We start from the raw sequence: 24,824 nt of genomic DNA, 5'->3' as shown, positions 1-24,824 counted from the left end.
CGATCGGCCCTTACCGGGCATCGGGGCACTGCTCACATGCTACATCGCAGCCTGATTAAGCGGCCACTCGTGCATCGCGCAGCATTTTTCAATCGGAACCTGCGGCCTACCGCATCGCATAAGGGGATGTTCCAAGTAGCGGAGAATTCGTTTGCTGGATGACTGCAATGGAGCCAGGGTGTCGGAGGTGATTTTCCGGAGCAGGTGACGATGACATGGATGGCTTTCCCAAGACCGTGCGCGCAGCCGACGTGCCTTACACTGTCATACTTCGGAGTGGAGCAGAACTATTCGACGACGAGGCGGCAGAAGTAGCTGACCTTATTCACTCATGCGGAGCAGTCAAAGGGACCGTGGAGCAAATCGAAAGTCGTGTCAGAAGAGCACATCTTCTCATCATCGCGCGTTGGGCCAAAGAAATTTCAGGCGTGGCGGCGCTAAAATCCCCGGACACCACCTACAGAAAAAGGCTCAAAGAAGGTGTGGGAGTAGATGTAACAGAAAGCGAGTATCCAACGGAGCTTGGCTATGTGGCTGTATCGAAAGCTAATCGAGGACGTCGCCTCTCATCCGTTCTGATGGAAGAGCTGATGTCTCTACCCATTGGTCGCGATGGCGTTTTTGCCACCACAAAACGAGAAGGGTATCGGAAGGCAGCGCTGCCTGATCTCGGCTTCAAGTGCCGAGGATCCTATCTGAACGATGAAAGAGAGACAGTGTATTTACTGACCAAGGCGCCTAACATTTAACACGGCCCCGACGTCTGCACCGCTTTGTCACGCTGCCTCGGCCCATAACGGCCTTTCCCAATGGCAGCAGCGCCGCATCGCGGCGGCGTTGAACTCGACATTCGGGCATGTCGCAAAATTTCGCTCCTCGCGAACAATGATGCCATCATTCACCAAGTGCCATATGGCATCCGAAAAATATGGCGTATCCAGATGTATAACCCTCGTGATGACACAGGCGCCGAGCTCGACGCGAAGTTTTCAGTCGAGCCTCTCAAAGATGGTTTCGATCTCGTTATCGGGTCTCGGGGTGGATCCACTGGGGGGCGCCCGCCCCGAAATACTGACTACGCGTCTGCTCTGCTGTTGCACCTACGCCGAATGGCACAGGTCGGCATGGTGCTGGACGATCTTCAAATCGCCAGCTCCGAGGCGATGCGGCTGCCAGAGAACATGCGTAAGATTCAACCCTTAGGCTACTCTCTTCCGCTCCAGCTAGCGGCGGTGTTAGACTTCGACGCACTCCGGCTGGCTATTGGACGGGCGGCTGGCGAGCATGAGACAAAGTCGAAAAAGGGAGGCAATCGGACAAAGAGGCTAAAATTACGGATAATCTGGCCCAATGCGTCAAGTATGTCAGTGGGTGCCATAGCCAAAATGTTAGCCGATCCTGATGCTTCCGAAGTTCCGACGGCAGATCCCAAAGAGTTGTCCGAGCGAGTCGGGCGCGCCCGTAAGCGAATGCGTTTGAAGGGATTGAATCGCCCAAAAGGCCAAGAAAAGGTCGGACGAACTTCCGCTAAGTCTGACCGATATATCCGCGATCCGGAAGTTATAGCTTGGGTCCTGGAGGAGGCCGGCGGTATTTGCGAGAACTGCGGCTCTCCCGCACCGTTCAAGCGTATTGACGGCGAAGCGTTCTTAGAGGTGCATCACGTCAGACCGCTTGGAGAAGGTGGCCCGGACGTGATCGAAAACGCGGCCGCCTGCTGCCCAAATTGTCACCGGCGGCTACATCATGATCCATCAAGAGATAGCCTCCGCAGAAAGCTGATTACATCCATCAATCGTCTTAAGGACTATCCGAAAATAAATAGCTTCAGACCGTTTACTTTCTGATACGCGAACATCGGCCCATATCTGTCACTCAACCATAGCCTGGTATGCTGCATTCGCGGCCTGCATTGCCGACGTTCATCGAACCTTCGAAACTATCAATTGTTAGGTGGTAAATCTAATTTCAGCTCTGTGCACGCCCATATCCTGTAGTCTTGTGAACAGTCCTGTAAATATATATTCGAATCAATCTCGGTCAGCATGGTGTCTGTTGGCACCGTAAATCTGATCTGATGCGCGAGAAGGCATCCGATCACATAGTCATCAAATTGATCCTCATGAAATTTGCACGCAGCGATCCCAAAGTGCTTGCTCAGCAAGGGATCAATGTTTGAATAGATGAAGTCAAGACAGGCGTATTGAACATCGCAATCTCGGTCATCGACAAAGTGCTGGATTTGGTTTCGGAGCGCTGCAATGCGCCGATAGCTCTCTATGTTCGGAACCTTGATGCCGGAGGTCGCCCATAACACGCTCGGCAGTCTTGAGAAATCATGTGTTCGGCCATTTTTTAGCAGCCAATCCAAGTCAATTTCGTCGTCAGTGGTTTTTTCGCCAATGTTCTTGAACAAGAGTAGAGGATGTTCTTTGGCAATAAGTGCCTTAAGAACGAGCTCTCCAGTGTGGGCGGCGGCTAAAGGCGCAAGCGATTGTCGGTGCTCCATTCCCGGATCGAAATATACAGCGTCTGTGTTTGCCCGCTTCAACGCGTCTGTTGCGAGCCCTAAAATTCTCGTTGAGATGCCTTTCAAACTTTCATGCATTGTATCGGCTGTCGATGCGAGCGCGTTTACTGAGGTCAATCATCAAGCAAAACTTTGCTGAAGGCTTGGTTTCGCTTCTTGGCCATCGAAACCAGGGTGTCGTAGCCAAACGCCTGAATAAAGATTTCACCGTTGTCGAAATACTGCGTCCATATCTTCGGATCGTGGGGATTTTGGAAATTGTGCCGTTTTAAGACTCTGATCAAACTCGGAGTCAGATCAGCGATAATAAAGGCACTGCGGCGTGCAACTCGCCCAAACGACATGTGGGCACCATCCGTTCGAGTAATGCCGCCAGCAGAAATCGCTTTTTCCAGTGTGTCGATGACCTGCGTCACCGGATCAAATTTGGCTGGTCCAAAGCTGTAGTCGTCTCGGCTCGGCTTCTTAAACTCAACGATAGTCAAAGTGGTGCCATCTTCGTCACCTAAAACCATCGTGTCATCATAAAACAAAAGGTCCGTGACCTTGTCGCCCTTTTCGCGCCCCCTACCGTGCATTGTACGATCACTCGACACATACGGCAAAAAAGCAAGAGCGTCGTCGATTAGCCAAAGATTATGCTGAAAATACTCAACATCTACATTGTCACTGAACCGGCGAAATATCAGAGAATGAACCTCATCCTCAGAGCCGCGCTTCTTCGAGTCATCAAATTTTCGAGCCGCATCGAGTAGCTCAATAATGCTCTTGCGATGCATGACATATTCGGCAAGTGCTTCTTTCTTGCCGGCATCAATGCGGCTCGCCAAATCCTTGATTTTTTCAGCGTATGAAGCTGGATCATTTGCAGCCTCAGTGATCTGCTTGAGCAAATCTCCTGTATTTCGATACCGAGACAACGCGAGGTCTTGAACGAACTCTTCTGGTCCCCAGTGATTCGGCTTCTTGGCGACATACTCCGAAAGCGATTGCCCCTTCAAGCCCAAGCGCAAGATCGGATTCTCGTGCAAAGCGACATTGAGTTTCCGAACCTGCCCGGTTTTAATCTTTTCGATCTGCTGCTTTTCTCGGTCCTGAATCTTGTCACAGACAGCGCCGACGATTTCTTCAACCGCTTTGGGCGGCAGATCCAAGCTGGTGCGTGAGTCGTTCAGGCGGGTTTCAAAGGCATCGCCTCGCACAACCGCAACGATGATAAATTTGCTGTCGTCCTCGTCTACAAAATGCGTTGCACCCAGCTTGTTTGAAAGGTCGCGGGGGTGTCCAACGATCCGATCTGCCGCGGCAAACAGAAGGCAATGGCTCTTGAACTGTCTCGTTTTGGGTATCTTGGTCAGCGTATAGTTTAGGGTGCAAGTTGCGCTATCGATAGGAGTGTCGATCTGGCCCGCAGCGTGTTCAACGAAGACCGCTTTGAAGTAGCTGGTGATATTTTCTGGTTCTTCATCGTCGAATTGCAGAAGAATTTCCGGCAACCCGCGATACAAGAAATATGGCAGAAAGTGTGATCCGATTTGTTCCTTTACATCCTGCTTCGACAAACAGCCAATAAGATCGAACCAATGCCTTAATGGTTCATCCAACTCGACACGCATGCCGCAGCCGGGAAAGTCAGGTTCACCGTCATGGAAAATGATTTCCTCATCTTGCGAAATGTCAAAGCGGAAAGTCTTTGTCGTCGCGGTTGTAGTCGTTTCAAACCTGCTGGAGTAGTGAATACGCGAAAACACCTTGAACGCTATGAAGCGACCAAATCCGCGTCCGCGCTTGCTAAGCTTGTATCCGCTAAAAGGTGTCTGAAAGGACCTATAGTTTTCGTCATTCAGACCAACGCCATTGTCGGTGACGCTAATCATCACCTTGTCAGGGTCATTTAGGTTTTCGAATCTAACGAGGATCTTTCCCTCGCGAGATGCTTGGTCGTCGAAACGTTGTTCGATTCCGTCCATCGAATTTGAAAGCGCCTCGAACACGGGCAGCAGGAAACCTTGCACGTTTATCGATAGGTTGGTGCGTTCAAGAACAGCCGGCATGTCCGGCTTGATCAAAGCATCGGTATCGTGCCCGTGAGCTCTTTCACCATCCATATTGTTATCCTTGCACACCACTACGGCGGGACCACCGTCGTACTCCATGTGTTGATAGCAGGGAGGACTTGCGTCCGCATCCTTAAACCTGGGACGATGTCTGCTTTGCCGCAGTCAAGCAGATGCACTGCAAGTACAGCGAAAGCCCGCAATCTGCCCTTCCGTGACCTTCGTCACCGTCGCTACGAATGTCCGCTCTCCGCCCAAACTATCCAACGCCGCGCTCATCCTCATCCTCCCGTTGCGCTTTCGCCAGTGCCACATCCTTCATGTCCGGCGGCAGCACTTTGTCGAGGATCGCCTCGGTCTTGCGCAGGATGGCGATGGTCTTGCTTAGTTCGTTCCGCGTGTCGCCGCGTCGGTGCTTCAGCCAGTCCTCCATAATCGGGATGTCGGTCTGGTACTCGACCCAGATATCAGCCCAGCGTTCGTACTGCGCCTTCTCTTCCCTCGTGGCCGGACCCGCGATGCGGGCGGTGCCGGTGGTCATGTCGAGGAGCACATGGTCGGGGTGGGGGATGGGATCGGGAAGGTCAGTGATGCCGTGGAGTTTGCGGCGGGCCAGCTCGTGATCCCACTCGTCCTTGTAGCCCACCGCGCTGGCAAACCATTCCTTGTTGAGCATGAAGTTCGCGGTCTCGACCTCGCCCACCAGCTGGGCGAAGAGCCGCTGGGAGAAGTGCTTTCCCTTGACCGCGTTGTGGGCGATCGCCCGCATGACGGCCTTGGCCATCGGCACGGTCAGGCTGCGATCGCCCTCGCGGATCTCGATGCCGCGGTAGGCTTCGTCGAGGATGATCCCCTTCAGTCGCTCCTCGTGCAGGGCTGGGCGGCGGTTTTTCGCGCCCTTCGGGCGACCGCGCGGATTTCCGGACTGGCCTTTCTGGAAGCGGGTCGCCTCAGGTGGCTTCGCGTAGCCGACCTCGTAGCCGGTCTCGCGCGGGGGCAGGGCGCCCAGGGTCTTGCGACGATCCGCGCTCATTCTGCCGCCTCGATCTGATGCGCCACCTGGGGCGGCTGCCAGCCGCAGGCGAGCTGGACTGCCTCGTCGTGGGTCAGCGTCTCCCACCGCGAGACGATCCGGTCGCAGTAGAGCGGATCGATCTCGCAGAGCCTGGCCCGGCGCCCGGTCTTCTCGGCCGCGATCAGGGTCGAGCCGGATCCGCCGAAGAGATCCAGCACGATCTCGCCGCGTCCGGAGCAATCGCGGATCGCGTCGGCGATCATCTGCACCGGCTTGACGGTCGGATGCATCGCCAGCTCCTCCATCCGACCCGCGCCGCGGCTGTTCACGCCGCGGTACTGCCAGACATTGGTCCGGTAACGGCCGTTCTGACCCAGCTCGAAGCTGTTTACATGCGGGGCGTCGCCCTTCTTGAAGGCGAAGATCAACTCGTGGCGCGAGCGGTAGAATGTGCCCATCCCGCCATTGTCCTTCACCCAGACGATCAGGTTCTTCAGCGCGTCGTAGACCGCCTCGCCGGCCTCCGTCAGCTCCCGCATGTGGCGCCAGTCCATGCAGACGAAATGGATCGAGCCGTCGAGTGAATGATCGGCGTGGTTCTGCAGCGCGCGGGTCAGGAAGACGATGAACTCATCCGGGCTCATCTCGCCCGAAGCCATGGCGAACTCGCGATGGGTGATGCTGCCAGAGCCACAGACATGGCCGTCGATCGGGACGTTGTAAGGCGGATCTGTGAAGACCATGCGCGCGCTCTCGCCAGCCATGAGGTGCTGGACGGTCTCGGGATCGAGGCTATCGCCGCAAATCAGCCGATGGGAGCCAAGCTGCCAGAGATCACCCGGCCCGAACCGGGCAGGGGCCTCGTCCGGCACTACGTCATCGGCGGGATCGCCGTCCTCCACTGGTGCCAGCCCGTCGATCAGCCGGTCCACCTCGGCAACCTCGAAGCCGATCACGCCGATGTCGAAGTCAAGATCGCTGGCCAGCAGACCCTCGAGCTCCTCGGCGAGGATCGTGTCATCCCAGCCGGCATTCAACGCGTGCTTGTTGTCTGCGATGACATAGGCCCGACGCTGCTCGGACGTCATGTGCTCAAGCCTGATGCAGGGCACGGTTGGCAGGCCGAGGCTCATCGCCGCGGAGACACGCCCGTGACCGGCGAGGATCGTGTTCTCGGCATCAATCAGGATCGGGTTGGTGAAGCCGAAAACTTTGATGCTGTCGGCGATTTGGCGAATCTGCTTTTTCGAGTGGGTACGTGCGTTGCGCGCCCAGGGCCTCAAGGTGCCCGGGGGGAGATGTTCGATCTGGTTCGGCATGATAGGTGAAGCCTCCGGTGTGGATTTTATCGACGATGGTTTGCGGTTCATGGTCGTCCTCTCTTGACGGTCTTACGCCGATTGCGTAACGATGATGACGTTATCGTAGGGTGCGTGGGTAAAATAAAAAGGCAGAATGCCCGATTCTTGCAGTCGACGGTTGTGATATAGATGATACGACGGAAACGTAGGATGTCAAGCGCGTCAGCTGATGACGGCGTGGCCTTCGGTGCTCGCCTGCTCGCCGCCCGTGAGGCGCGGCAATGGAACCAGTCTGAGTTAGCACGCCGGTCGGGACTTCAACCGGCGGCGATCGGGCATTTCGAACACGGGCGTCGCAAGCCGTCTTTCGCTAATATTCGCGCCCTGGCCCGCGCGCTGGATGTCTCGGCCGATTTTCTGCTCGGGACCACGCCCGGTCTCGAAGGCGCGACGACGGCGTTCCGCAACGAGGAGCATCTGTCGGGTGAGGATCGCGAGCGGATCCAGATGATGATCGACGCCTTTACGCAGCAGCGGCAACAAGGACCTCGGTGACGGCACCGCGCAAGGACTGGGCGAGGTGTGAAGGCGAACGGATCGCGCGGCGGTTCGGCTGGACGACGCTGCCGGTCGATCCCTTTGCGATCGCGCGGTCGGAAGACATCACGGTCTCACCGCTTCCGGAGGCCGACAAAGGTGTCAGCGGTGTCTTCCATATTCGAGGCCATGACGCGTTCATCTTCTACCGCGAAACACCCCGTCAGCCCGGACGAGAGCGTTTCTCGGTCGCCCACGAGCTGGGGCATTTCTTCCTCGAAGGGCACCCGGCAATGATCGCCGACCAGGGCGGGCGTCACGAGTCGAGGGCGGGCTCCTTCCTTCAAAGGCAGCCGATCGAGGTCGAGGCCGATCACTTCGCCGCCGGGCTGCTGATGCCGACGGCGCCGCTGCGGACGTTTCTGGCCGATGCGCCGGTCGGCCTCGAGGCCATCAAGCGTCTGCGGCAAAAGGCGAAGGTCTCGATCAGCGCCGCCGCCATCACCTATGCGCAGCAGGCGGATCATCCGGTGGCGATCATCGTCAGCAAGGGGCAGCGCATTCAGTATGCGTTTCAGTCGCCCGGTCTGCGGGCCTTGGGACGGTTGATACATCCAAGGAAGGACGATCCGCTCCCCGCCGGCGCCACGTCACACTTCAATAGCGATCCTTCGAATGTCGCCGTGGCGCGTCAGGTATGCGGGGCGACGACGGCGCAGATCTGGTTCGACGGCGGTGGCGCCCTGCCGCTTGATGAGGAGGTCCTGGGTCTCGGCACATCGGGCGCGACCCTGACCGTGCTCAGCAGCGAGGATCTGCCACGGGGTGACCCGGACGATAGCGATGACGAGGATGACGATCAGCCTTGGTCGCCGACGTTTCGGTAGGCCGGCTGCACTCGAGACGGTCGTGCCGAATCTGTACGGATGGTCGTCATGGCCGAGGGACCGCAGTTGTCAAAGACCGGGCGGCAACTTCAAACTCGTCAACACAACCACCAGCCGCCCGGTCATCGCCTTATGACTTTGATTGACGCGCCAGTCAGCTTGTCTTTTTGTGCATATTGTCCGGAGGAGTGGGCCCGGCGGAGCAAAGAGCGCGCTGCTCTTCGTGATTCGGCAGCCTCGTCGATCCTGCATCGTCTCGGCGTGTTTCGACTGGACTTCGCACGCGTGTCGAGCGTGACTGAGACCAGCCCGATCAGCCCGGGCTCGTCTCGGTAGCAGCGCCCGGATCCTCCGGCGCCCTGATGACTGAGAGGCGAGATGGCCGGACAATCACGAGCACACGACGCAGCCGAGACGCCGATCCATCAGGTGGCACGCGCCACACGCGACGAGTTGCGGCACATCTGGACCGCGCTCTTTGATCGCCCTGTCCCGCCATCGATCAGCCAACCACTCCTGCGTCGGATCCTCGCCTTCGAGATCCAGCTTCGCCAGTCAGGCGGCTGGCCAGCAGGGCTCGAAAAGCAACTCATGCGCCAGCGAACACCGTCGCGCCCCACGTCCCGATCTCCCGCGGCGGGCGGGCGGTTGCTGCGCGACTGGAACGGCAGCACCCATGTCGTCGAGATCGTGGCTGACGGCTATCTCTGGAACGACCGACACTGGCGCTCGCTCTCGGCCATCGCGCGCGAGATCACCGGCGCGCACTGGTCCGGGCCCAGGTTCTTCGGGCTGAACGGAGCAGAGGCGAAAGGGAAGGGAGCGCAGCGATGAGCGCGAGTCCGATCCGGTGTGCGATCTATACGCGCAAGTCCAGCGAGGAGGGACTCGAGCAGGGCTTCAACACGCTCGATGCGCAGCACGAGGCCTGCGCGGCTTATATCGCCAGCCAGCGCCACGAAGGCTGGCGCCCAGTGCGCGAGCGCTACGACGATGGCGGCTTCTCGGGCGGCAACACCGATCGTCCGGCACTTCAGCGTCTTCTGGCAGAGGTCGATGCGGGCCGGATCGGGATGATCGTGGTGTACAAGATCGACCGGCTGACCCGCTCGCTGGCGGACTTCGCCAAGCTCGTCGAGCGGCTGGAGGCCAAGGGCTGTTCCTTCGTCTCGGTCACCCAGGCCTTCAACACCTCGACCTCGATGGGTCGGCTGACGTTGAACGTGCTCCTCAGCTTTGCGCAGTTCGAGCGCGAGGTCGCGGGTGAGCGGATCCGCGACAAGATCGCCGCCTCGAAGAAGCGTGGCCTGTGGATGGGCGGCACGCTGCCGCTCGGCTATGACCGCCATCCGGATCCCCGCGAACAGGTGCTGGTGGTCAACGAGGAGGAGGCAGGCCGAGTCCAACGGATCTTCGATCTCTACGAGGAGCTGGGCTGCCTCTCGGCGCTGACCGCCAGGGTCACGGAGCTTGATCTGCGATCGAAGTCGCGGCGTGCGCGGGACGGGCGCGAGATCGGTCACCGGCCGCTTGGTCGGGGACAGCTGCACTACTTGCTCACCAACCCGGTCTACCGCGGACGGACCCGGCACGGGGATCGCGAACACGAGGGTCAGCATCCGGCGATCATAGATGCAGACCAGTGGACGCGAGTGCAGGAAAAGCTGATCGCGACCTCGGCGCGCAAGCGAGGGCAGGCGGCGCTGCCGGACAACGCTGCCCTCGCCGGAAAGCTGGTCGATGAGACCGGCGATCGGCTGACACCGACCCATACAAGGAAGGGCCAGCGGCGCTATCGCTACTACGTTTCGCACCGGATGATCGCGGGAGCGACGGATCCGACCGGCTGGCGCCTGCCGGCGGCGGCACTCGAGCAGGCGCTGGCAAAGGGTGTGGCGGACCATCTCGGCATTCTGGCCGAGGCTCACACACTGCTGGTCCGACCAGACCTCGACCAGCACGCGGGTCTGGTCGAGACGCTCAGGGCAACGGGCACCGCATCACGGGCAGCAGCACTGTGGCTCGGCCTCATCACCAAAGGTCAGGTTGGCAAAACCGCGATCCACTTGAACCTGGATCGCGATGCACTCGCGACGCTGATCGGACGGTCGCCCGACGACCTGGCCGATGCTGCGCTGGTGTTCTCGGTCGCGATGTCGCTCACGCGTCGCGGCATTGGTCAGCGGCTGGTCATTGGAGAGCGTGGGGCGGAGCCGGACCACGCACTAATTGACCACTTGGGGCGCGCGCATCGTTGGCTCGCGGCGCTGAAGGCCGGCGCCGATATCACCAGCCTTGCCAAGGCCGACGCCGTCTCGGAAGGCTGCGTCCGCGTCCATCTGCAGCTGGCCTTCCTCGCGCCTGCGATCCAGCGTGCTATCCTGGACGGCACTCAACCCGAGGGGCTTACCCTGCATCGTCTGACACGACCCGAGATGCCGTCCGACTGGCAGGCGCAGTACGAGCGCACCGGCATCCATCCTTGATCGCGCGGCGCTGAGCGTAATCCCTGTTTTGCCGACATTTCTTCCCTGATCGCGCAAATTTATTCCCTGTTAGCCGAGGCTAAATTCCCTGTTATTCGGTTTTGGGAATTGAGGGTGCAACGCATTGAAGTTGCGATATTTTTAGGGGAGGCGATGCACGCACGCGTCGATCTGGCGCATGATTTCCCTGTAGATTCCCTGTAAACACGATCCGGCCGCAAAACCGCACGACGAAATTCGTCGCCTGAGACTGGCGCGCCGAAATCAGGGAACGAGGCGAGTTAGATGCGTCTCAGTTGGGCGCACGCGATTTCAACGCGCGGAAATTGCGCATAGAAATCCGCATAGAGCGTGAGAGACAGGAGTTTCGAAAATGACTGGCTGGGGCGGTAGGATTCGAACCTACGGTACACGGTACCAAAAACCGACGCCTTACCACTTGGCTACGCCCCAACCGTGCGGGGCTGTCTAAAGAAGGGGCTGGGGCCGTGCAAGGGCAAAAATGCCCATGCGGAACGGCGATTTGCGACAACACCGAAAGGCGCTTGTAGCCAAGCGGAGTACGGGTTTCAGACCCGGATCGGGTCTTCCTTGGCAAGCCTGTCGAACCGCATCAACGATGCGACCAGCGTCTCCATCTGCGACAGGGGAATCATGTTCGGCCCATCCGAGGGCGCATTGTCAGGATCCTCGTGCGTCTCGATGAAGACCCCGGCTATTCCCGCCGCAACAGCGGCACGGGCCATCAGCGGTGCGAATTCGCGCTGGCCTCCGCTCGACCCGCCCTGGCCGCCGGGCTGCTGGACCGAATGGGTCGCGTCCATGATCACCGGCCAGCCTGTCTTGGCCATGATCGGCAGCGACCGCATGTCTGCCACCAAGGTGTTGTAACCGAAGCTGACCCCGCGCTCTGTCAGCAGAATGTTCTCGTTTCCAGTCGAGGCGACCTTTTCGGCGACATTCGCCATATCCCAAGGGGCAAGGAACTGGCCCTTCTTGACGTTCACGACCGCGCCGGTCCGCCCGGCCGCAAGCAGAAGGTCGGTCTGACGGCATAGGAAGGCGGGGATCTGGATCACGTCGACGACGGATGCCGCAGCCTCTGCCTGGGCGATGTCATGGACGTCCGTCAGCACCGGACAGCCGAGCCGCGACTTGACCTCGGCCAGGATGTTCAGCCCCTCGTCGATCCCAGGCCCGCGTCGTCCCGACAGCGAGGTTCGGTTGGCCTTGTCGTAGCTGGCCTTGAAGACGAAGCTGGCACCTGCATCCGCGCAGACCTTCGCCATCGTCTCGCCGATCATCAGCGCATGATCGAGGGATTCGAGCTGGCAGGGCCCCGCGATAACAGTCAACGGAAGGTTGTTGGCGCAGTAGAGATTTCCGATCCGGACCTGTTTCATCATGACGACACCTGTTCTCGCAAGATCGATGCCGTCAGCGACATCATCAGGTAGATACCGGAAAAGATCAGGAAGGACACCAGCGTATTCTGCATAGCCTTCGGATAGGTCGGCTCGTCCGGCGGGACCGGAGCGACGGAGAGCGACAGGTAGCGGACCTGCTTGTTCGCCTCGATCCGCGCGGTCTCCATCTGCGTCGCGGCGGCAGCCAGCAATTCTTGTCGTGTCAGCAGATCGCTTTCGGCAATGCGCAACTCGCCCGAGATCGAGGCGAGAGAGGCGCGTGTCTCGTTGCCCTCGGTCAGTTGTCCGCGCGTCTCAACGATCATCTGCTCAAGCTGTGCGATCTCGCCTTCGACGGCCGCGACCCGGCTCTGCTGGGGACGTGGATTGGCCAAAAGCTGCGAAAGCTCCAGGCGTTTGGCGTTCGCTTGCGTCTCCAGTTGCGAGATCTGGGCCATGACCGCGCTGCTTTCGGCGACGGGATCGAGGACACCAAGCTCCTGCTGAAGCTCCTGCACCCGACGCTGCGCCTCCAGCACCTTGGCCTCGGCATCGCTGTACTGCGCTTCCGCGCCTGCCATCTGGTCGGTCCGCAGTCGCGCTGTCAACTGATCGATCTGTCCCTCGGCATAGCCGATCAAGGCGGTCGAGAAGGCCTTGCTCTGCTGGGGATCGGGGGCGATCACTTCCATGTTGATCATGCCTTCGGTCGGGTCGTAGCCGATCTTGACCATCGTCTGATACAGCGAATAGGCGGCTTCGTTCGTGGCATCGGGTGCCAGACGTCGAACCGGGTCGATGGTCGGATCCTGGAAGGTCTGCTTGAAACCCATATCCTCGTCGAGTCGCAACATCGCCTCGCGCGAAGACAGGTAGCTTTGCACCGCCACGGCATCGGTGTTCGTGGAAAGAGGCGAGCCGGACAGCAGCGACCCCATACCGCCCCCACCGCCCGAATCCGCCTGCTGGATCTGGAACTGCGAATTGGTCGCATAAAGCGGCGTCGCGACATTGTAGTAATACCAGCCCATCAGAACCGTCGGCAGCGCCACGAAGAAGGCCAGCCGAAGGATCAGCATCGCCATTCGCTTGCGCCTTCGGGCGGCGATGTCGCGCTGGATACGCAGGATATCCGCGGCGCGGCGTTCTTCGGTCAACTCCTCGCGCGAGGGCAGGGGTCTCTGACCCGGCGGCGGGGCGGGCACCGGCGCATCCTTGAGCGGCTGCGGCAGCGTCTGGCGGGCGATGACCGCGGGTGCGTTCGGTGTGGGTGCTGATTGGGCGCGCGCCCCTTCGGTGGACAGGATCTGGCCGACTGCAGCGCGGTGGCTGGGGTCGATGCCACGCTCACGGAGCCGCAAGACCGCTTCGTGTTCCGATCCGAATTCGATCTGGTTCAGTTTCGCGATTCGTGCGGCAATGCGCAGCTGTCGCGCGGTCAGATTCTCGGCCTTGATCGATGCGAGCTTTGCCGCCAGGCCGTCGTCAGCGGGTGTGGCAGCGGCGGCGGCAGACCCTTGTGTACCAGCGCCCGCCCTCGGCTCGTGCCCTGCCGGAGGTTGCGTGGATGCACCCGGAAATTGCCGGTCTCCGAAGCCGTCATCGGTCGGCTCTGTCCGCATCAAACGTTCTAGACGCGCATCATCATCATCGCGCCTCGACGCCGATGGGCCTGAGCCCTCGCCCACCGGGGCGGTCGGCGATTGACCGAACCGCGGCGGAAGGTCGACGCGCTTTTGAACCTCGATCCTGACTTGCGGCGCGGGTCTGGCTGCAGGCGCCGAAGACTCGTCGGAGGCAAAGGCCGATTCCTCGCGCGAGATATGAAAGCGACGGGCCTTAGGCGGTGTAGTCATAATATTGCTTGGCCTCGTCCAGGGATTCGAACTGATAGAGCCTGCCGTCGCGCATGATCGCCGCAGACCGGCAGAATTTCTCGATCGTCGTCGGCTGGTGCGACACGACGATCACCGTTGCATGTTTGAGCCGGTCGAACAGAACCGTTCCGGCCTTGCGGTTGAATTCCGCATCGGTCGTGACCGGCATCCCCTCGTCGATCAGGTAGATGTCGAACTCCAGCGCCAGCAACAACGACATCGTGAAGCGCGATCGCATCCCTGCGGAATAGGTCCCGATCGGCTGGTCGAAATATTCGCCGATCTCGGTCAGCCAGCGGCAGAACGCCTCGATATAGTCGGGGTCCAGTCCATAGATGCGCGCAATGTAGCGTGCATTTTCGCGCGCGGAGTGGCGCGACACGATGCCGCCCATGAAACCCAGCGGGAACGAGACCCGGCAGGTGCTGCGGATCTCGCCCTCGTCTGGCTTTTCCAGCCCGCACATCATGTTGATTAATGTCGTCTTGCCGGTGCCGTTCGGGGCGAGGATACCAAGCGAATGTCCAAGCTCGACCCGAAAGGACGCGCGGTCCAGGATCACCTTGCGGTGGGACCCTGTCCAGAATGACTTCGAAACGTTGTTGAATTCGAGCATCGCGGCGGCGTCGATCCTGGTCCGTGTTCAACGCGGGGTTGTCCCAGTGTCCGGATACATCCTGCCGGATTCAGGGGGTTCACCGCAATGGCGGCGATGTTGGCACGAAAGATGCTGAGAAATCGTTACCGGAATGGTTTTATCGATGGATGATCTTCCCCAACGGATCAAGGCCTGCAGGTTGTGCGCCGAACGTTTCGCGCTGACGGCAACCGCCCACCGTCCGCGCCCGGTTGCCTGGTTTCAGCCCGGCGCGCGGATCATGGTCGTCGGGCAGGCGCCCGGCATGCAGGTTCATCAGAAGGGCCGCCCCTTCGCTGACCGATCAGGCGTTCGGCTGCGCGACTGGATGGGTGTGGATGAAGCGACATTCTACGACCGCGAACGGATCGCCGTCGTGCCGATGGCGTTCTGCTTTCCAGGCTACGATGCCAAGGGCTCCGACCTGCCGCCGCCCAAGATCTGCGCCGCGACCTGGCGTGATGAGGTGATGGCCGCGCTCGACCCGCATGTGACGCTGTTGATCGGTGGCTATGCGCAGGCGTGGCATCTTGGAACGCGGAACGTGACGGATACCGTCTCGCGCTGGCGGGACTACGGGCCTGACGTTTTCCCGCTGCCGCATCCAAGCTGGCGCAACACCGGCTGGTTACGCCGCAACCCGTGGTTCGAGACGGACCTTCTCCCGGTCCTGCGAAAGCGGGTGCAGGAGGCGCTGTAGACGATTGCGTCACAGCGCTTTGGTGATCGCGTCCGCCAGTCGGTGCAGTTCGTTGCGGTAACCGGTCCGGGCCGAGGGTTGGTCGGGGTCCGAGGTGATCGCGATGGCCGCTGCCGCTCGGCCTCGATGCTGGGGCAGAACATAGATCATCTGGCCGCCATAACCCCAGCCGTAATTGACCGGACGGCCGCCGAAGCGGCCCAGGAACCAGCCGTAGCCATAGCTTTGTCCGCTGAAGATCGAGGCGGTGCGCGGCCGCCAGCTTTGCGCAATCCAGTCGCGCGGCACGACACCGGCACCACCCGCTGCGTAGGTCGCGCCGAAGGCCAGCAGCGACCGCGTGCTCATCGCCATCTGGTTGCCGCCAAGATAGATCCCCTGCGGATCCCGTTCCCATCCCGTGATGCGGAAATTCGGGATGCCGCCCAGCCAGTCGCGCGCCAGATCCAGCGTCGAACGGCCGGTCGTCCGCGTCAGCAAGGCCGACACAAGATGCGACGAGGCGGTCGAATACTGCATGCTCCCGCCGGGATCCTGCGTGAAAGGCGCGGCGAGCGCTGCGCGCACCCAGTTGCGGCTGCTGACCCAGGCGCCGTAGTTCGCACCCGACTGCCGTTCCAGCCCCGCCTGCATCGACAACAGGTTGCCCAGCGTGATCTGCGCCAGCCGGGGATCGGGATTGGCCGGTAGATCGTCGCGCAGGATCGGTGCAATCGGTTGGTCCGGTCCCTGCAGGTGCCCGCGCTCGATCGCGATCCCGGCCAAAGCAGAGATGATCGATTTCGAAGCCGACTTGATGTTGGTCGGCTGGTCGGGTGTCCAGCGGCCATAGCCCTGCGCCGCGATTTCGGCCCCGTCCCGCCAGATCGCGATGGCGCGCAGCTGGTCGAGGCTTGCGGCCGATTGAAGGGTCTGGGGCAGGGCGGCTGCGCCTGCACGCGCACCGATCACGATCGGGGCGGCAAGGGCGGTCGCGACGAGGTGGCGGCGGGTGATGGGCATGTGAGCGTCATAGCCTGCGGATGTCCCCGTCGGAAGTCACGCCTGCGTGGGCCGAAATCGAGGCATCCTGCTTGCCCGAGCAGCTTGCCCCTGCGCGTCCAAGCGCATAGCCAGCATAGTATGGAGAATGCATGACCGCCCTCGACGATCTTTGCCGCGTTCCGTTTCATGATGCCGATGCGCCGTTGCGCGCGCGTGTCTTGTCACGGCTTGCGGACAGCGAGCTGACCGTCGCGCTGGACGGTGAGGCGGACGACGACCGCGCTGCGTTCCGCATGTTCGACCTGCCCGGCGGGCCGGTGGCGCTGGCCTTTGACCGCGACGAACGGCTTGCAGCGATTTTCGGTCATCCGTCGGCCTATGTCGCGATGCCGGGCCGCGTCCTCGCGCGCCTTCTAGCGCAAGAGGCGGCTGGCCTGCTGGTCAATCCCGGACACCCGTCCGAGATGCTTCTTGACGCGGCGACCCTGGCCTGGCTTGGGCGCGCACTGGAGGATGCCCCGGAAGAAGCCGAGGCGCGGACGCGGTTCTCTCCGCCCGATCCGGCGGTGGTAGCAATCCTTGCCGAGCCCCTGGCCGAACGGCTTTCGGACCTGCGCGGCACGGTCACTGGGGCGGCGCTGGTCGCCGCGAAAGGCGCCGATACCGCTGGCCATCTGCTGATCATCGCAGGTGCCGCGCCGGAACGTCAGGCGCATCTGGCCAAGGCGCTGGCCGAAACGCTCGCCTTCCTCCCGTCCGTTCCGGATGGGGTCGACGTGGCCTTTTCCGACACTGCCGTGCCGGACTTTGCCGTGCGCTTCGACCTTCAGCCGCCGCCCAAGCCGGACCGACCGCGACCGGACCGTCCACCTAATCTTCGCTAGCGAAGACGCTCGCCGGTTGCACGCCTGTCCCCGACCTGCGAGAACCCACGGATGCGTGAACGGTACAATGCCCTCTCCGTCCATCTGCTGACCGCCAGCGGTGCCGTCTTCTCGATGCTCGCCATGCTGGCGGCGGTCGAGGAGCGCTGGCCGCTGATGTTCACATGGCTCGTCGTCGCGTTGGTGGTGGACGGGATCGACGGTCCGCTCGCGCGACGCTACGACGTCAAGCGCAACTGGCCCATCCATGATGGGGAGTTGATGGACCTGATCATCGACTATCTCACCTACGTCTTCATCCCGGCTTTCGCGCTGTTCGAATCCGGTTTGCTGGACGGCTGGACGGGCTGGGTTGCGATCATCGTGATCGTTTACGGTTCTGTGATCTACTTTGCCGATACGCGCATGAAGACCAAGGACAATTCGTTCGCAGGGTTTCCCGCCTGCTGGAACATGGTGGTGCTGGTCCTGTTCGCGATGAAGCCGCATTGGTCGATCACGCTTCTGATCGTCGTGGCGCTTGGTTTGGCCATGTTCACCAACATCAAGTTCATTCACCCGGTGCGAACCGAGCGTTGGCGCATGATTTCGCTGCCGGTCTTCGCGGCCTGGGTGATCTTTGCAGTCTGGGCGATCCTGGTCGATTTCCATCCTCAAAGCTGGGCGCATTGGGGTTTGGTCCTCAGCTCGCTCTGGCTGACTCTGGCCGGAGCGGTGCAGCAACTGGTCCCCGAAAAGGCTTGATCCACCGGTCGGCATGACGGAACACTCGCCGCAATCGGATAGGCGAGGGGATCCCATGTACAAGACACTCACTTCGACCGTCTGCGCGCTGGCGCTGACGACAGGCGCGGCCTTGGCGCAGGACAGCATCACCGTCGGCATGGTGCTGGAGCCGCCGAACCTCGACCCGACAGGCGGTGCCGCTGCGGCCACTGACGAGGTCGTCTACGCCAACGTCTTCGAAGGCCTGACCCGCGTCGGTCCCGATGGCAGTATCGGCCCGGCGCTCGCGACAAGCTGGGATGTCGAGGAAGACGGCAAGGTCTATGTCTTTCATCTTGCCGAAGGCGTGACCTTCCATGACGGCGCCGAATTCAACGCTGACGACGTGGTCTTCACCCTTGACCGCGCGCGGGCCGAGGATTCGACCAACGCTCAGAAGGTGCTGTTCGAAGGGATCGAAAGCGTCGAGGCGGTCGATCCGGCGACGGTTCGCGTCACGCTGGATGCGCCTGACGGCAACTTCCCGTTCAAGATGTCCTGGGGGGACGCGGTGATGGTCGACGAGGCCTCGGCCGCCGATCTCGCGACCAATCCGATCGGGACCGGTCCGTTCAAGTTCGACGAGTGGCGCCAGGGCGACAGCATCGTGCTGTCCGCCTATGACGGCTACTGGGGAGAGAAGCCCGCGCTGACCAGCGCGACCTTCCGCTTCATCAGCGACCCGACGGCGGCCTTCTCGGCGATGATGGCGGGCGATGTCGACGCCTTCCCGAACTATCCCGCGCCCGAGACACTGACCCAGCTGGAGGCCGATCCGCGCTTCAAGGTCATCGTGGGCACGACCGAAGGCGAAACGATCCTGGCGATGAACAACACCGAGCCGCCGCTGGACAACATCAAGATGCGGCAGGCGATCGCCCATGCGATCAATCGGCAGGAGATCATCGACGGCGCGATGTTCGGTTACGGCACGCCGATCGGCAGCCATTTCGCGCCCCACAATCCCGATTACATCGATCTGACCGAACAATCCGCCTACGACCCCGAGGCGTCGCAGGCATTGCTCGCCGAAATCGGTGGCGACGCACCCACCCTGCGCCTTGCGCTTCCGCCCCCCACCTATGCGCGGCGCGGTGGAGAGATCATTGCGGCGCAGCTTCGCGCGGTGGGGATCGAGACAGAAATCACCAACATGGAATGGGCCCAGTGGCTGGAGACCGTGTTCAAGGGCGGTGATTTCGACCTGACCGTGATCAGCCACACCGAGCCGTTGGACATCGATATTTACGCACGCGACGATTACTACTTCCACTACGCCAAGCCGGATTTCGTCGCGCTGATGGATCAGCTGACCGAAACCATAGATCCCGCGCAGCGGTCCGAGTTGCTGAAGCAGGCGCAACAGATGATCGCAGACGATTTCGTCAACGTGTTCCTGTTCCAACTGGCCAAGACTGGGGTCGCGAACGCCAAGATCGAAGGCTTGTGGGAGAATTCGCCCAACCAGTCGAACGATCTGACCAAGGTTCGCTGGACCGAGTGAGCATTTATCGAGGACGATAAAAAGGGGGCGGTCGAAACCGCCCCTTTTGAGTTCTGATCAGGTTACCTGAACTTCTTGATCTCTCCGGATTTCAGCCGCGCGAGATAGCTTTGCATCTCGCGTTTGACGATCGGCATCAGGCAGTACAGCGCGATGATGTTGACCACCGCCATCGCAAAGATCATCGCGTCGGAGAAATCGATCACCGGGCCGAGGCTTGCGGCCGCGCCGATCCAGGTGAACAGGCAGAAGATCACCTTGAAGACGATTTCCTTGGTCTGGCCCTCGCCAAAGAGGAATGTCCAGGCCTTCAGGCCGTAATAGCTCCACGACAGCATCGTCGAGAAGGCGAACAGGATCACCGCGACGGCGAGGATGTAGCGGAACCAGCCGAAGGTTTCGCTGAACGCAGCCGAGGTCAGCGCAACGCCACTGTTGCCGCTGAGCGTCTCGATCGCGGTGCCGGCCTCGTTCAGGACGAACATGCCGGTCTCGGGATCGGTGACCAGCTGGCCGGTGATGATGATGACCAGCGCGGTCATGGTGCAGATCACAACCGTGTCGATGAACGGCTCCAGCAGCGAGACGAAGCCTTCGGTGATCGGTTCGTTCGTTTTCACCGCCGAGTGCGCGATGGCGGCCGACCCGACGCCAGCCTCGTTCGAGAACGCTGCCCGGCGGAAGCCCTGGATCAGCGCACCGGTCGCGCCGCCGACCGCGCCATCCCAGGTGAAGGCGCCACGGAAGATCTGGCCGAAGGCGGTCCCGATCTGATCGTAATTGACCAGGATGATGATCAGCGCCGTCGTGACGTAGAGGATCCCCATGAAGGGCACGACGCGTTCGGTCACCCGCGCGATGGATTTGATCCCGCCCACGATCACGATGAAGACGATGACCGCGAAGACAAGCCCGGTGATCCAGCCGGGATAATCGCCCAGCACGTTGGCAAGCTGCGCATGGGCCTGGTTGGACTGGAACATGTTCCCGCCGCCCAGCGAGCCGAGGATGCAGAAGATCGCGAAGATGACGGCGAGAATCTTGCCGCCGCCCAGGCCACGCTCGGCAAAGCCCTTGGTCATGTAATACATCGGTCCGCCGGACACGTGGCCGTCTTCGTATTCGTTGCGGTATTTGACGCCCAGTGTGCATTCAGTGAATTTCGAGGCCATGCCGAGCAGACCGGCGAGGATCATCCAGAAGGTCGCCCCCGGTCCGCCGATGCCGACCGCCACCGCCACGCCTGCGATGTTGCCCAGACCCACCGTGCCCGACAACGCCGTGGCGAGCGCTTGGAAGTGGCTGACCTCGCCCGCGTCGTTGGGATCGGAATAATCGCCGCGAACCAGGGCCAACGCGTGACCGAATGCGCGGAACTGGATGAGGCCGAAATAAACGGTGAAGATCGTGGCCGCGATCACCAGCCAGCCGACGATCCATGGAAAACTGGTGCCCGGGAAGCTGGAGAAGATGAAATTGACGAACCAGCCGGTTGAATTGGCGAAGACGGTGTTCACCGCTTCGTCGATGCCCTGCGCGCCGGCCTGCGTTGCGCAGGCGAGGCCGAGGGGAAGCGCGGCTGCAGCCGCTTTCGGAAATCGAATGTTCATCTGTCCCTCTCTCAATGGCATCACGGAACGATGGTGACCGGCACCGGCGCGATCTGGGCGAGCGTGCCCGCGACCGACCCGAAGAGGCGCGAGGACAGGCCGGTCTGGCCGTTCCTTCCGATCATCACCAGCGAGACGTCTTCGGTTTCGGCAAGCTTGCAGAGCGTTTCCGCGACGTGGCCGTATTTCACGAGGCTGGTCAGTTCGACCCCGCTCTGCGCGTGCTGCTCGATCGCGGGCTTCATCAGGCGGACCTCGGCCCGTGCGAGTTCCTCCTGACGCCGCGTATGGCGCTGTTCCAATTCTTCGGGGGTCAGGAAGGAGTAGGGTGACCATTCCAGCACGTGGGCGACAAGAACGCCTTCGCCGCGCGCCTTGGCGCGGTCCACCGCAAAGTCGAGCGCGCGCCTCGACGCAGCGCTTTCATCGTAGCCGACAAGGATCTTGCGAGACATGATTTTCCTTCCGCTATCGTTGTGGTTGCTTTTTGATGATGGCCGGGAGGGGGGGTTCTGGCCAGAATTTTATGACGACTTCGTGAAATCCGTCGCGCAATCGGCGGGTTGCCCGCCAAAACGCGACAAATTTCACCCTTTTCAATGCTGTTTGCTGACGCCATAGTGCGCGCCATGACGCGGATCAGACACATATCGCACGGCCGGGGCACGCAATCGCGCGCCGTTCTGCCCGTGAACCTCCGCGGTCTTCTGCTGCTTACGCTGCGCTGAGCGGGTCCCGCCGGGCCACCGCTCTTGTCAGCGCAGCGCCCGGCCAGACCCTCCGGAACGCCAAGGAAGCAGACCATGACCGACAAGAACCGAGTTCGCATTTTCGACACCACGCTGCGCGACGGCGAGCAATCGCCAGGCGCAACCATGTCCCATGCTGAAAAGCTGGAAATCGCCCAGATGCTGGACGAAATGGGTGTGGACATCATCGAGGCGGGATTCCCGATCGCCTCGGAAGGCGACTTCGCGGCCGTCAGCGAGATCGCGAAGCAGGCGCAGAACAGCGTGATCTGCGGACTTGCCCGCGCGCAGCTGCCTGATATCGACCGCTGCTGGGAGGCGGTGAAACACGCGAAACGTCCCCGCATCCACACCTTCATCGGCACCTCGCCGCTGCACCGCGCGATCCCCAATCTCGACATGGACCAGATGGCCGAACGGATCGAGCAGACCGTGACCCATGCCCGCAACCTCTGCGACAACGTGCAATGGTCGCCGATGGATGCGACGCGTACAGAGCACGATTATCTGTGTCGGGTGGTCGAGATCGCGATCAAGGCCGGTGCCACGACGATCAACATCCCGGACACGGTTGGCTACACCGCGCCACGCGAAAGCGCCGCGCTGATCCAAATGCTGCTTGAACGGGTGCCGGGCGCGGACGAGATCATTTTCGCGACCCATTGCCACAACGACTTGGGAATGGCGACAGCCAACAGCCTTGCTGCGGTTGAAGCCGGTGCACGCCAGATCGAATGCACGATCAACGGTCTGGGCGAACGCGCCGGCAACACGGCGCTGGAAGAGGTGGTGATGGCGATGCGCGTGCGTCACGACATCATGCCCTTCGACACCGGCATCGACACGACCAAGATCATGAACCTTTCACGCCGCGTGGCGCAGGTCTCGGGTTTTGCGGTGCAATTCAACAAGGCCATCGTCGGCAAGAACGCCTTCCTGCATGAAAGCGGCATCCATCAGGACGGCGTGCTGAAGAATGTCGAGACGTTCGAGATCATGCGCCCTGCCGATATCGGTCTGAACGAGACCAACATCGCGATGGGCAAGCATTCCGGCCGCGCGGCCCTGCGCGCCAAGCTGAAGGATCTGGGCTACGAGGTCGGTGACAATCAGCTCAAGGACATCTTCGTTCGCTTCAAGTCGCTCGCCGACCGCAAGAAGGAAGTCTACGACGAAGACATCATGGCGCTGGTTCAGGATACGACCGCGAACACCGGCGACGATCACCTTCAGGTCAAGCATCTCAAGGTCGTCTGCGGCAGCGACGGTCAGACTGCGGACCTCACGATGATCGTCGATGGAGAGGAAAAGTCTGTCCACGCGACCGGCGACGGTCCCGTCGATGCGTGTTTCAATGCGGTGAAACAGATCTTTCCGCACAGCGCGCGCCTGCAGCTTTATCAGGTCCATGCCGTGACCGAGGGTACAGACGCGCAAGCGACCGTCAGCGTCCGGATGGAAGAGGACGGGCGCATCGTGAACGGTCAGGCGGCAGACACGGACACGATCCTTGCCAGCGTCAAGGCTTATGTCGGCGCGCTGAACCATCTGATCGTGCGCCGCACGCAGGAAGGCCGCGACGGCAAGGCGATCACGATGTATTCGCACTGATCAGGGCGCAAAGCGTTCAGGCGGCCGGATGCTGAGCGTCCGGCCGTAGTGTTTCCCACAAATGCAGCAGCGCGCGGGCGACCGCCGGCTTGCCTTGATCGGGCCTTTAACGGCTTCGTCAACACCCCTATAAGGTGCCACGCCTCCGCTCTGGCTCGATTCCGGCGCGAGAGACAGCGCAGCGAAGCAGTCATGCCGGGCCAACCGGCGCGAAAGGACATCAGGCATGGTTTTCGGCGGGCTCTTTTCGACCGATATCGCAATCGATCTTGGGACGGCGAACACGCTCGTCTACGTCAAGGGCAAGGGTATTATCCTGAACGAGCCCTCGGTCGTGGCCTACCACGTCAAGGACGGCAAGAAGCAGGTCTTGGCGGTGGGTGAAGATGCCAAGCTGATGCTGGGCCGGACCCCGGGCTCGATCGAGGCGATCCGACCGATGCGCGAAGGCGTCATTGCCGATTTCGACAGCGCCGAGCAGATGATCAAGCATTTCATTAAGAAGGTGTTCAAACGCACCACCTTCTCGAAGCCGAAGATCATCGTCTGCGTGCCGCACGGCGCGACCCCGGTCGAAAAGCGCGCCATCCGTCAGTCGGTCCTGTCGGCCGGCGCCCGCAAGGCAGGCCTGATCGCGGAACCGATCGCGGCCGCCATCGGCGCAGGCATGCCGATCACGGAACCGACCGGCAGTATGGTCGTCGATATCGGCGGCGGGACGACCGAGGTCGCAGTCCTGTCGCTGGGCGACGTGGTCTACGCCAGGTCCGTTCGCATCGGCGGCGACCGGATGGACGAAGCGATCATCAACTACCTGCGCCGCAATCATAATCTGCTGATCGGTGAATCGACGGCCGAACGGGTGAAGACCTCCATCGGCACGGCGCGGATGCCCGATGACGGCCGTGGTGCCACGCTGATGGTGCGCGGACGGGATCTGCTGAACGGCATCCCCAAGGAGCTGGAAATCAGCCAGTCGATGGTCGCCGAAGCGCTGGCTGAACCGGTCCAAGCGATTTGCGAGGCGGTGATGGTCGCGCTGGAAGCGACGCCGCCGGATCTTGCCGCCGACATTGTCGACCGTGGCGTGATGCTGACGGGCGGCGGCGCGATGCTGGGCGAGATGGATTTGGCGCTGCGCGAGCAGACGGGTTTGTCGATCAGCCTCGCCGATCAACCGATGAGCTGTGTCGCGCTTGGGACCGGCAAGGCGCTGGAATATGAAAAGCAGCTGCGCCACGTCATCGATTTCGAAAGCTGAGGGCGACCGAAGGCAGGCTTGAG

At 61.1% G+C, this 24,824-nt stretch carries 22 protein-coding genes and 1 tRNA gene; 12 read left to right on the top strand and 11 right to left on the bottom strand.

Annotated elements, in window-relative coordinates:
- The first annotated feature begins 215 nt into the window (after positions 1-215).
- Complete coding sequence (locus MLD63_RS06705) at positions 216-749, top strand: hypothetical protein (protein ID WP_255329103.1); 534 nt, start codon at positions 216-218, stop codon at positions 747-749.
- 60 nt (positions 750-809) lie between these two features.
- Positions 810-1,847: an HNH endonuclease gene (locus MLD63_RS06700; RefSeq protein WP_255329102.1), complete on the top strand. Its 1,038-nt coding sequence runs from the start codon at positions 810-812 to the stop codon at positions 1,845-1,847.
- A gap of 95 nt (positions 1,848-1,942) precedes the next feature.
- On the opposite strand, the gene MLD63_RS06695 is transcribed toward MLD63_RS06700, so the two are convergent.
- The 4 genes from MLD63_RS06695 to MLD63_RS06680 form a co-directional block, all read right to left on the bottom strand.
- Positions 1,943-2,608 carry a hypothetical protein gene (locus MLD63_RS06695; protein ID WP_255329101.1) on the bottom strand — a complete coding sequence of 222 codons (666 nt, stop codon included), beginning with the start codon at positions 2,606-2,608 and terminating at the stop codon, positions 1,943-1,945.
- Positions 2,609-2,643: 35 nt separating this feature from the next.
- Entirely contained in the window at positions 2,644-4,638 is a 1,995-nt protein-coding gene (locus MLD63_RS06690; RefSeq protein ID WP_255329100.1) for an ATP-binding protein, read from the bottom strand.
- Positions 4,639-4,846: 208 nt separating this feature from the next.
- Positions 4,847-5,620, bottom strand: coding sequence for a DUF5681 domain-containing protein (locus MLD63_RS06685; protein ID WP_255329099.1), 774 nt, complete (start codon positions 5,618-5,620; stop codon positions 4,847-4,849).
- The gene (locus MLD63_RS06680; protein WP_255329098.1) at positions 5,617-6,921 is read right to left on the bottom strand and encodes a site-specific DNA-methyltransferase; all 1,305 of its coding nucleotides are present in this window, start codon (positions 6,919-6,921) and stop codon (positions 5,617-5,619) included. The genes MLD63_RS06685 and MLD63_RS06680 overlap by 4 nt, the downstream gene beginning before the upstream one ends.
- A gap of 192 nt (positions 6,922-7,113) precedes the next feature.
- On the opposite strand from MLD63_RS06680, the gene MLD63_RS06675 reads away from it, so the two are divergent.
- The 4 genes from MLD63_RS06675 (at position 7,114) to MLD63_RS06660 (ending at position 10,813) form a co-directional block, all read left to right on the top strand.
- Positions 7,114-7,458, top strand: coding sequence for a helix-turn-helix domain-containing protein (locus tag MLD63_RS06675; RefSeq protein WP_255329097.1), 345 nt, complete (start codon positions 7,114-7,116; stop codon positions 7,456-7,458).
- Positions 7,455-8,327, top strand: coding sequence for an ImmA/IrrE family metallo-endopeptidase (locus MLD63_RS06670; protein ID WP_255329096.1), 873 nt, complete (start codon positions 7,455-7,457; stop codon positions 8,325-8,327). Before MLD63_RS06675 ends, MLD63_RS06670 begins: the two co-directional genes overlap by 4 nt.
- 378 nt (positions 8,328-8,705) lie before the next feature.
- Entirely contained in the window at positions 8,706-9,161 is a 456-nt protein-coding gene (locus MLD63_RS06665) for a DUF2924 domain-containing protein (RefSeq protein WP_255329095.1), read from the top strand.
- Complete coding sequence (locus tag MLD63_RS06660) at positions 9,158-10,813, top strand: recombinase family protein (protein ID WP_255329094.1); 1,656 nt, start codon at positions 9,158-9,160, stop codon at positions 10,811-10,813. Before MLD63_RS06665 ends, MLD63_RS06660 begins: the two co-directional genes overlap by 4 nt.
- 378 nt (positions 10,814-11,191) lie before the next feature.
- Here MLD63_RS06660 and MLD63_RS06655 read toward each other — a convergent pair.
- The 4 genes from MLD63_RS06655 to MLD63_RS06640 form a co-directional block, all read right to left on the bottom strand.
- Positions 11,192-11,266, bottom strand: a tRNA-Gln gene (locus MLD63_RS06655).
- Positions 11,267-11,382: 116 nt separating this feature from the next.
- Positions 11,383-12,216, bottom strand: a complete 834-nt coding sequence (gene kdsA, locus MLD63_RS06650; RefSeq protein WP_255329525.1) for a 3-deoxy-8-phosphooctulonate synthase — start codon at positions 12,214-12,216, stop codon at positions 11,383-11,385.
- Positions 12,216-13,841 carry a KpsE/RkpR family capsule polysaccharide export protein gene (locus tag MLD63_RS06645; RefSeq protein WP_369696992.1) on the bottom strand — a complete coding sequence of 542 codons (1,626 nt, stop codon included), beginning with the start codon at positions 13,839-13,841 and terminating at the stop codon, positions 12,216-12,218. Before MLD63_RS06645 ends, kdsA begins: the two co-directional genes overlap by 1 nt.
- Before the next feature lie 217 nt (positions 13,842-14,058).
- Positions 14,059-14,712 (bottom strand): ABC transporter ATP-binding protein, encoded by a 654-nt coding sequence (locus MLD63_RS06640; protein WP_255329092.1) that lies wholly within the window; start codon positions 14,710-14,712, stop codon positions 14,059-14,061.
- Between the two features lie 145 nt (positions 14,713-14,857).
- Here MLD63_RS06640 and MLD63_RS06635 point away from each other — a divergent pair, with 145 nt between their 5' ends.
- Positions 14,858-15,433: a uracil-DNA glycosylase family protein gene (locus MLD63_RS06635; protein WP_255329091.1), complete on the top strand. Its 576-nt coding sequence runs from the start codon at positions 14,858-14,860 to the stop codon at positions 15,431-15,433.
- Positions 15,434-15,442: 9 nt separating this feature from the next.
- Here the strand turns inward: MLD63_RS06635 and MLD63_RS06630 are convergent, their stop codons facing one another.
- Positions 15,443-16,435 (bottom strand): serine hydrolase domain-containing protein, encoded by a 993-nt coding sequence (locus MLD63_RS06630; RefSeq protein ID WP_255329090.1) that lies wholly within the window; start codon positions 16,433-16,435, stop codon positions 15,443-15,445.
- 131 nt (positions 16,436-16,566) lie between these two features.
- Between MLD63_RS06630 and MLD63_RS06625 the strand changes: the two genes are divergently transcribed.
- The 3 genes from MLD63_RS06625 to MLD63_RS06615 are packed head-to-tail and all read left to right on the top strand — an operon-like array spanning position 16,567 to position 19,570.
- A complete protein-coding gene (locus tag MLD63_RS06625) occupies positions 16,567-17,301 on the top strand; it encodes an SseB family protein (RefSeq protein ID WP_255329089.1) in 735 nt (244 codons plus the stop codon).
- 51 nt (positions 17,302-17,352) lie between these two features.
- Positions 17,353-18,045, top strand: coding sequence for a CDP-alcohol phosphatidyltransferase family protein (locus tag MLD63_RS06620; protein ID WP_255329088.1), 693 nt, complete (start codon positions 17,353-17,355; stop codon positions 18,043-18,045).
- A 55-nt stretch (positions 18,046-18,100) separates the two neighbouring features.
- Complete coding sequence (locus tag MLD63_RS06615; protein WP_255329087.1) at positions 18,101-19,570, top strand: ABC transporter substrate-binding protein; 1,470 nt, start codon at positions 18,101-18,103, stop codon at positions 19,568-19,570.
- A gap of 62 nt (positions 19,571-19,632) precedes the next feature.
- Here MLD63_RS06615 and MLD63_RS06610 read toward each other — a convergent pair whose 3' ends face one another.
- Both MLD63_RS06610 and MLD63_RS06605 read right to left on the bottom strand, forming a co-directional pair.
- Positions 19,633-21,180 carry an alanine/glycine:cation symporter family protein gene (locus MLD63_RS06610; protein WP_255329086.1) on the bottom strand — a complete coding sequence of 516 codons (1,548 nt, stop codon included), beginning with the start codon at positions 21,178-21,180 and terminating at the stop codon, positions 19,633-19,635.
- A gap of 20 nt (positions 21,181-21,200) precedes the next feature.
- Positions 21,201-21,635 (bottom strand): universal stress protein, encoded by a 435-nt coding sequence (locus MLD63_RS06605; protein WP_255329085.1) that lies wholly within the window; start codon positions 21,633-21,635, stop codon positions 21,201-21,203.
- A 348-nt stretch (positions 21,636-21,983) separates the two neighbouring features.
- On the opposite strand from MLD63_RS06605, the gene MLD63_RS06600 reads away from it, so the two are divergent.
- Together MLD63_RS06600 and MLD63_RS06595 are read left to right on the top strand one after the other, a co-directional pair.
- Positions 21,984-23,540, top strand: coding sequence for a 2-isopropylmalate synthase (locus tag MLD63_RS06600; RefSeq protein ID WP_255329084.1), 1,557 nt, complete (start codon positions 21,984-21,986; stop codon positions 23,538-23,540).
- 226 nt (positions 23,541-23,766) lie between these two features.
- Positions 23,767-24,801 (top strand): rod shape-determining protein, encoded by a 1,035-nt coding sequence (locus MLD63_RS06595; RefSeq protein WP_255329083.1) that lies wholly within the window; start codon positions 23,767-23,769, stop codon positions 24,799-24,801.
- The last annotated feature ends 23 nt before the right edge of the window (positions 24,802-24,824 follow it).

The organism is Paracoccus albicereus, assembly GCF_024359525.1.
Taxonomy (GTDB): Bacteria; Pseudomonadota; Alphaproteobacteria; order Rhodobacterales; family Rhodobacteraceae; genus Paracoccus; species Paracoccus albicereus.
Note: the sequence above shows the minus strand (reverse complement) of the source record. Positions and strands in the feature narration are given on the sequence as shown.